This is a genomic window from Arthrobacter sp. H41, from assembly GCF_000520535.1.
GTDB lineage: Bacteria > Actinomycetota > Actinomycetes > Actinomycetales > Micrococcaceae > Arthrobacter_D.
This window is the reverse complement of sequence record NZ_AZRZ01000469.1, coordinates 1-5,692: the sequence shown is the minus strand read 5'-3', so window position 1 is coordinate 5,692 and position 5,692 is coordinate 1. Positions and strand designations below refer to the sequence as shown.

Here is a 5,692-nt window from a genome sequence, read left to right as displayed (position 1 = left end):
ACGAGTCAACCAAACCGTGGGCAGTCCCGAAGGAGGGTGGCCGCAGTGACACTCGTTGCGCAGACCCGCCCATTCGTCATCGGCGTGGATTGCCACGCCCGCACACACACGTACGCCATCATCGAGGCCCGTACTAAGCGACAGGTCGCGTGCGAGCAATTCCCGACTACCTCGGCAGGGATCTCCCGCGCACTTGCGTGGGTAGGCCGACGGACGGACGGCGACACAGGGTGTCTGTGGGCTGTCGAGGGTGTCGGTTCTTATGGGGCACGTCTGGCCCGGGCAGTAGCCGAGGTCGGCTATGACGTCGTCGAAGCTCCACGAATGAACGCCCGAGGACGCCGCGCGATCGGTAAATCCGATCCGTTGGACGCCGCGGCAATCGGAACCGCAGTCCTGGCTTTAGATGAGTCCCAGCTTCGAACCCCACGCCAGGACGAGGGAGCCCGTGCCGGACTCAAGATCTTGAGCGCAGCCAGGGATCAGTTGACCCGGGACCGAACGATGAACGTCAATGCGCTCATCGCCTTACTCCGGGCACACGATCTAGGAATCGACGCTCGTAAACCGCTGGTTCCCGCCCAGATCGACACGATCACCAGGTGGAGGGAACGAGATGAGCCAATCGAGTTGTTGATCGCGCGCGAGGAAGCAGTTCGGTTGGCGCGCCGCGTGCACGAAGTAGCCATTCAACTAGCTGCTAACCAGAAGCGTATGACAGAGCTGATCCAGCAAAGCCCCGCGGCGCCGCTGCTGGAAATGATGGGCGCCGGGGCTGTCACTGTCGCTACGATCCTGACAGCTTGGTCGCATCCAGGAAGGGTTCGCAGCGAGGCTGCCTTCGCCTCACTAGCAGGGGTGAATCCCTTGCCAGCTTCAAGCGGTAACACTGTCCGGCACAGACTCAATCGGGGCGGTGATAGGCGCCTCAACCGAGCACTGCACACCATTGCTATGACCCGAATGGTTCATGATCCCGGAACCCGGGACTACGTCACCAAACGTACCCAAGAAGGCCATAGCTATCGGGAGATCCGTAGGTCCCTAAAGCGCTACATCGCCCGCATGCTCTACCGCCAACTCAACTCCCTTTACGCCACCGCGGAACCGGCCCGATCCCACGTTGCCGGGGCAGACCCTTACCCGGAATAGGAGCACCGATTGAGCATGCCGGGCTTCGGTTTGATTTACGGATCAGGTGGTGTCCGGTGAAGAATCCCTCAGCGTGTCATACCGGTTTCGGCCCGCTCCAAGAGTTCCGACCTAAGCGCCACTCGAAGCCGTCTGACTCGATCACCAATTTGCGGACGGTGCCGCGGCCCAGCAGGCTCCGCCGCTCGCTAATACACGACCTGCGTGGTGATCCGCTCGGCTTCCTCCGGGCTGGTGACGACCATGACCGGGATCAGGGGTGCCTCGGCTTCGACCGCGCCGCAGGTGCGGCGCTGACCCATCAGGACATGCACAGTGGTGGTTCCGTCGCCCCACGCAGGACCGTTGGTGCGCCGGAACCGGGCGTACTCCTCGTCGAGTCGCTTGGTCATTTCCGTGTTCGCCTCACCGAACTGGTGGTACTTCTGTCCGAGACGGACGTCCTCGTTGGTTCCGCCGTCGGCCAGGATGCGGGCAGCTTTGGGGTGTAGTCCCTCCCCGAACAGGGCGGCCATCTGCTCCTGCGTTACCTCACCGGTCACTCCCAGCAACTGCTCCGAGTGGCCGACCCACTGCCCCGGAGGCATCCCCTCAACGGTGTAGTAGTCCCCCAGCTCCCTGTCCCCAGCGCGCAGCTCGTCACCGCTGACGACCTCTGAGTACGGGTGGTCCAGAAACGTCCTGGCGAACATGATCATGAATAAGTCGATGGAGCGTACCGGCACGGCGCCGTCGAACTTCACCCGCAGCCTGCCAGCAGCGGACTCCGAATTGGCACAGCAAACAGCCAAGGACCCGTACGCGTTTGAGTTCCTCGGGCTCTCCGGCGAGGTCGCTGAGCGCGACCTCGAGCGGGCCCTCATGGACCGCATCGTCGATACTCTCCGGGAGCTCGGTCCCGGCTTCGCGTTTGTCGGTCGACAGGTACACCTCGAGGTCGAGGGCGATGACTTCTACATCGACCTGCTCTTCTTCCATGTCGAGCAGCTGCGCTACTTCGTCATCGAGCTCAAGACCGGCAAGTTTCAGCCCGAATACGCTGGAAAGCTGAACTTCTACGTCGCCCTAGTCGACGACAAGCTCCGACGCGAAGCCCACAACGACACCGTCGGGATCCTGATCTGCGGTAGCAAGAACGACCACACCGTCCGCTACGCCCTCGGCCGATCCGAGTCACCAATGGCCGTATCCACCTACACCTACGAAAGCCTGCCAGCTGCGGAACAACTCGCACTGCCGGCCGCCGACGAACTCACAGCGGCCTTCGACCAAATCGCGTCTGAGAGCCCCGGCTAGGAGCAGTCTCCAAATGCCTGCTGGCGAGCCGGTGTATTCAAGACCTGCGAATACCACTGGTTTCATACGCCGGAATCAGCCTCCAGACGGGGGTCCTAAGCTGCGGATTTGTCCGTGATCGCTGGTTTGGGCGGATAGGAGTGAAGGGCGGCGCGGGCGAAGGCCTGCCCTTGCGGTGCGATGGTGTTCGCTTTCAGCCCGTCGTGGTCGTCGAGGATGCCGAGGTTTAGGAGCACTTCCCGGGCATCCTGGAGCAGTGTGTGGACGGTTTCGGGCGACAGTTCGGCTCCGATGCGGGTCGTCCAGCCGAGCACGGTGAGCCCGAATGAGATGGTCTCAAGGTAGTCGTGCCAAGTGGTTCGTTTTCCTGCTGCGACTTCGAGGAGCAGCAGCACGGCTGCGTCCCGTTCGGAGTCATGACGGTGCCGGTGGGCCAGAGCCCGCGCCAGGAACAGCCAAAGTTGCACGGGGTCATCAAGCAGCCGCTTGGTGGCGGATGTGAGGACGATCCTGCCTTTGATTTTGCGGACCAGACCGAGCCGCTGGGCGCTTTCACGCAGCCGGAACACGGGCAGGGTCTGGTCCTCGCGGTTGGCTTTGCCGATCCAATTACGGGCCCAGCCGAGCTCGGTCATTGCCTCGTGAACCACGGCCGGCGGCAGCCAACCCGCAGCGGTGAGGGACAGGCCGTCGCGCCCGATACGGCGGGCGAGCCAGAGGTAAGGAGCGACCATCGCCTCGGCGGTGTCCGCGTCCACCAGCGCGGGACCGTCGAGGCCCGCGCCGGCCAGATAGGAACNGGCCAGATAGGAACGGAACTCGCGGCGCATTCCCGGAGGTAACCGGTGCGTGACTTCCTGGACGACTGACTGGCCGCCGGGTCCGAATTCGCTGGCGGCTGCGGCGGGAAACAGTAAGGCCAGTTCATTATTCACGGCATCGATGTCCAGCTGCTCCGGGTCGAATCCCTGCCACGGTCCGACTGTCCAGGCGACCCATGCCTTCAGGTCCTGATGATTGTCGTGGTCGGGGTCTTCGAGAGCGTCGAGCAGGTCGTGGTAGCCCCCGATGCCGCCGGAATCCTCCAGCGGTGCCCGCCGTGCCCCGTCTACAAGCCGTGCCCGCGGAGCGTTGGCCGGGGCGGGGAAGCTCCCGGTGAGTTCGAGGCGGTGGATCCAGCCGTCGCCAAAGTCGTATTCATAAAACAGGGCGCCGGACTCGGGCGTGAAGATCTGGCCCAAGGTCCATTCCGTCTCCGGGAGGTCCTCGTCGTTGTCCTCCAGCAGATCCTGGGAGACCCAGCGCCGAGGCTCACGCACGTGCCCGTTGACTGCACGTAGACGAACATAGGGGTCAGTGTCGGTGAAGGAATGCAGATGCGAATCCCGCCACCCGACGGCCGTCTGGATCATGTCGTGAACCCTGTCCAAGGTCAGGGAAGAGTCGACATCGAGGACCCGCCAGATGACCGGTTCGCTGCCTTCGATCGACACTTTCACGCGCAGCAACGCTAACTCGGGATCTTCATCAGCAGCGCGTATCGTCACAGCACTATCCTGCCAGTGCCCGGTCGCAGGAATCTCCCGGCCCGGGCCCGCGGTTTTCACTGAGCTATCGCCGGTAGGAGGCGTAGGTGGCCCAAATCGATAGGTGGCCCAAATCAACGAGGGAGGACGTATCACTATGTCCTGCTCTGCAGATTCTGCAATTGGATTACTTCTGCTGGTGAGCCGGCGTATTCCAGTCCGGCGAATTCGGGTTACGTCCCGCTGAGTGGTGTAGTTCTCCGCTGTTGAGCGTAGTTACGTCCCTGATAGTGGTGTAGCGCGGTTGCCGGACTCGTCACTCATGACGTAGACGCGGCCACCGTGTGATCCTTCGAGGAATCTCCTACAACCCTCTCGAAATGGAACCATCACGATGACCGCTCCTCATATTCTCGACCCTGCCCGCCTCCTGACTGAAGCCCTCGGCGAGGCATCCCCCGATTTGATGCGTTCACTGCTGCAGAGCATGATCAACTCCTTACTCTCAGCTGACGCGGACGCCGTGGCCGGGGCGGAATGGGGCAAGCCCAGCCCCGACCGTCTTGCGCAGCGCAACGGGTACCGACACCGCGAGTTGGACACCCGGATCGGGACCGTCGACGTCGCCGTCCCAAAACTCCGATCCGGCACGTACTTCCCTGACTGGCTCCTCGAGCGCCGCAAACGAGCCGAGTCCGCCCTGATCACCGTCGTCGCTGACTGCTACCTCGCCGGCGTCAGTACGCGTCGGATGGACAAGCTGGTAAAGACCCTGGGCATCAACAGTTTGTCGAAGTCGCAGGTCTCCCGCATGGCAGCCGAGCTCGATGAGCACGTCAACGAGTTCCGCCACCGCCCCTTGAGTGAGACAGGCCCGTTCACGTTCGTCGCCGCCGACGCGCTCACGATGAAAGTCCGTGAGGGCGGCAGGGTCATCAACGCGGTCGTCCTGGTCGCGACCGGCGTCAACGCTGACGGGCGCAGGGAAGTCCTTGGTCTTCGGGTGGCTACGTCCGAGACCGGGGCCGCGTGGAACAGTTTCTTCGCGGACCTCGTCGCCCGGGGCCTGACTGGGGTCCGCCTGGTGACCTCGGACGCCCATCGGGGACTGGTGGAAGCGATCGGCGCGAACATTCCCGGAGCCACCTGGCAGCGGTGCCGGACGCATTACGCGGCGAATCTGATGAGCGTGACACCGAAGAGCATGTGGCCGGCCGTGAAAGCGATGCTCCACTCGGTCTATGACCAGCCCGACGCCGCCGCGGTGCATGCGCAGTTCGACCGGCTCCTGGACTACGTCGAGGCCACACTCCCTGATGCCCACGAGCACCTCGATGCAGCCCGCGCGGACATCCTCGCATTCACCGGCTTCCCCGAAGGGCTCTGGCAGCAGGTCTGGTCGAACAACCCCAACGAGCGGTTAAACAGGGAGATCCGGCGTCGCACCGACAGCGTCGGGATCTTCCCCAACAGGGACGCGATTATCCGCCTCGTCGGCGCCGTGTTGGCAGAGCAGACCGATGAATGGGCCGAAGGACGCCGCTACCTCGGCCTCGACATCCTCACCAAAAGCCGCCTCACCCTCGTCACCGACACAGGCACCACCGACGACAAGGAGACCCGCCCCGCCCTGACCGCCTAACCCCTGAGGGGTCACCAAGCGCTACACCACTCCCAGGGACTTGACCTTGAGCGTTGCGTAGGCGACGTGATGAGCC

3 protein-coding genes and 2 pseudogenes are annotated in these 5,692 nt (G+C 63.3%); 3 read left to right on the top strand and 2 right to left on the bottom strand.

Annotated elements, in window-relative coordinates:
* Nucleotides 1-45: 45 nt before the first annotated feature.
* On the top strand, nt 46-1,152 hold the full coding sequence (locus Y705_RS16485) for an IS110 family RNA-guided transposase (RefSeq protein WP_049822101.1): 1,107 nt from the start codon (nt 46-48) through the stop codon (nt 1,150-1,152).
* Nucleotides 1,153-1,625: 473 nt separating this feature from the next.
* Here Y705_RS16485 and Y705_RS23525 read toward each other — a convergent pair.
* Nucleotides 1,626-1,739, bottom strand: a pseudogene (locus tag Y705_RS23525) (relaxase domain-containing protein); the annotation flags it as partial.
* A 70-nt stretch (nt 1,740-1,809) separates the two neighbouring features.
* Here Y705_RS23525 and Y705_RS16480 point away from each other — a divergent pair.
* Nucleotides 1,810-2,448, top strand: a pseudogene (locus Y705_RS16480) (PDDEXK nuclease domain-containing protein); the annotation flags it as partial.
* A gap of 95 nt (nt 2,449-2,543) precedes the next feature.
* Here the strand turns inward: Y705_RS16480 and Y705_RS16475 are convergent.
* Complete coding sequence (locus Y705_RS16475; RefSeq protein ID WP_444826148.1) at nt 2,544-3,941, bottom strand: plasmid pRiA4b ORF-3 family protein; 1,398 nt, start codon at nt 3,939-3,941, stop codon at nt 2,544-2,546.
* A gap of 427 nt (nt 3,942-4,368) precedes the next feature.
* On the opposite strand from Y705_RS16475, the gene Y705_RS0101475 reads away from it, so the two are divergent.
* A complete protein-coding gene (locus Y705_RS0101475) occupies nt 4,369-5,616 on the top strand; it encodes an IS256 family transposase (RefSeq protein ID WP_026531583.1) in 1,248 nt (415 codons plus the stop codon).
* Nucleotides 5,617-5,692: the final 76 nt, after the last annotated feature.

Coding starts and splice junctions, on each gene's coding strand:
- Y705_RS0101475 (WP_026531583.1), top strand. CDS start 4,369: ATGACCGCTCCTCATATTCTCGACCCTGCCCGCCTCCTGACTGAAGCC.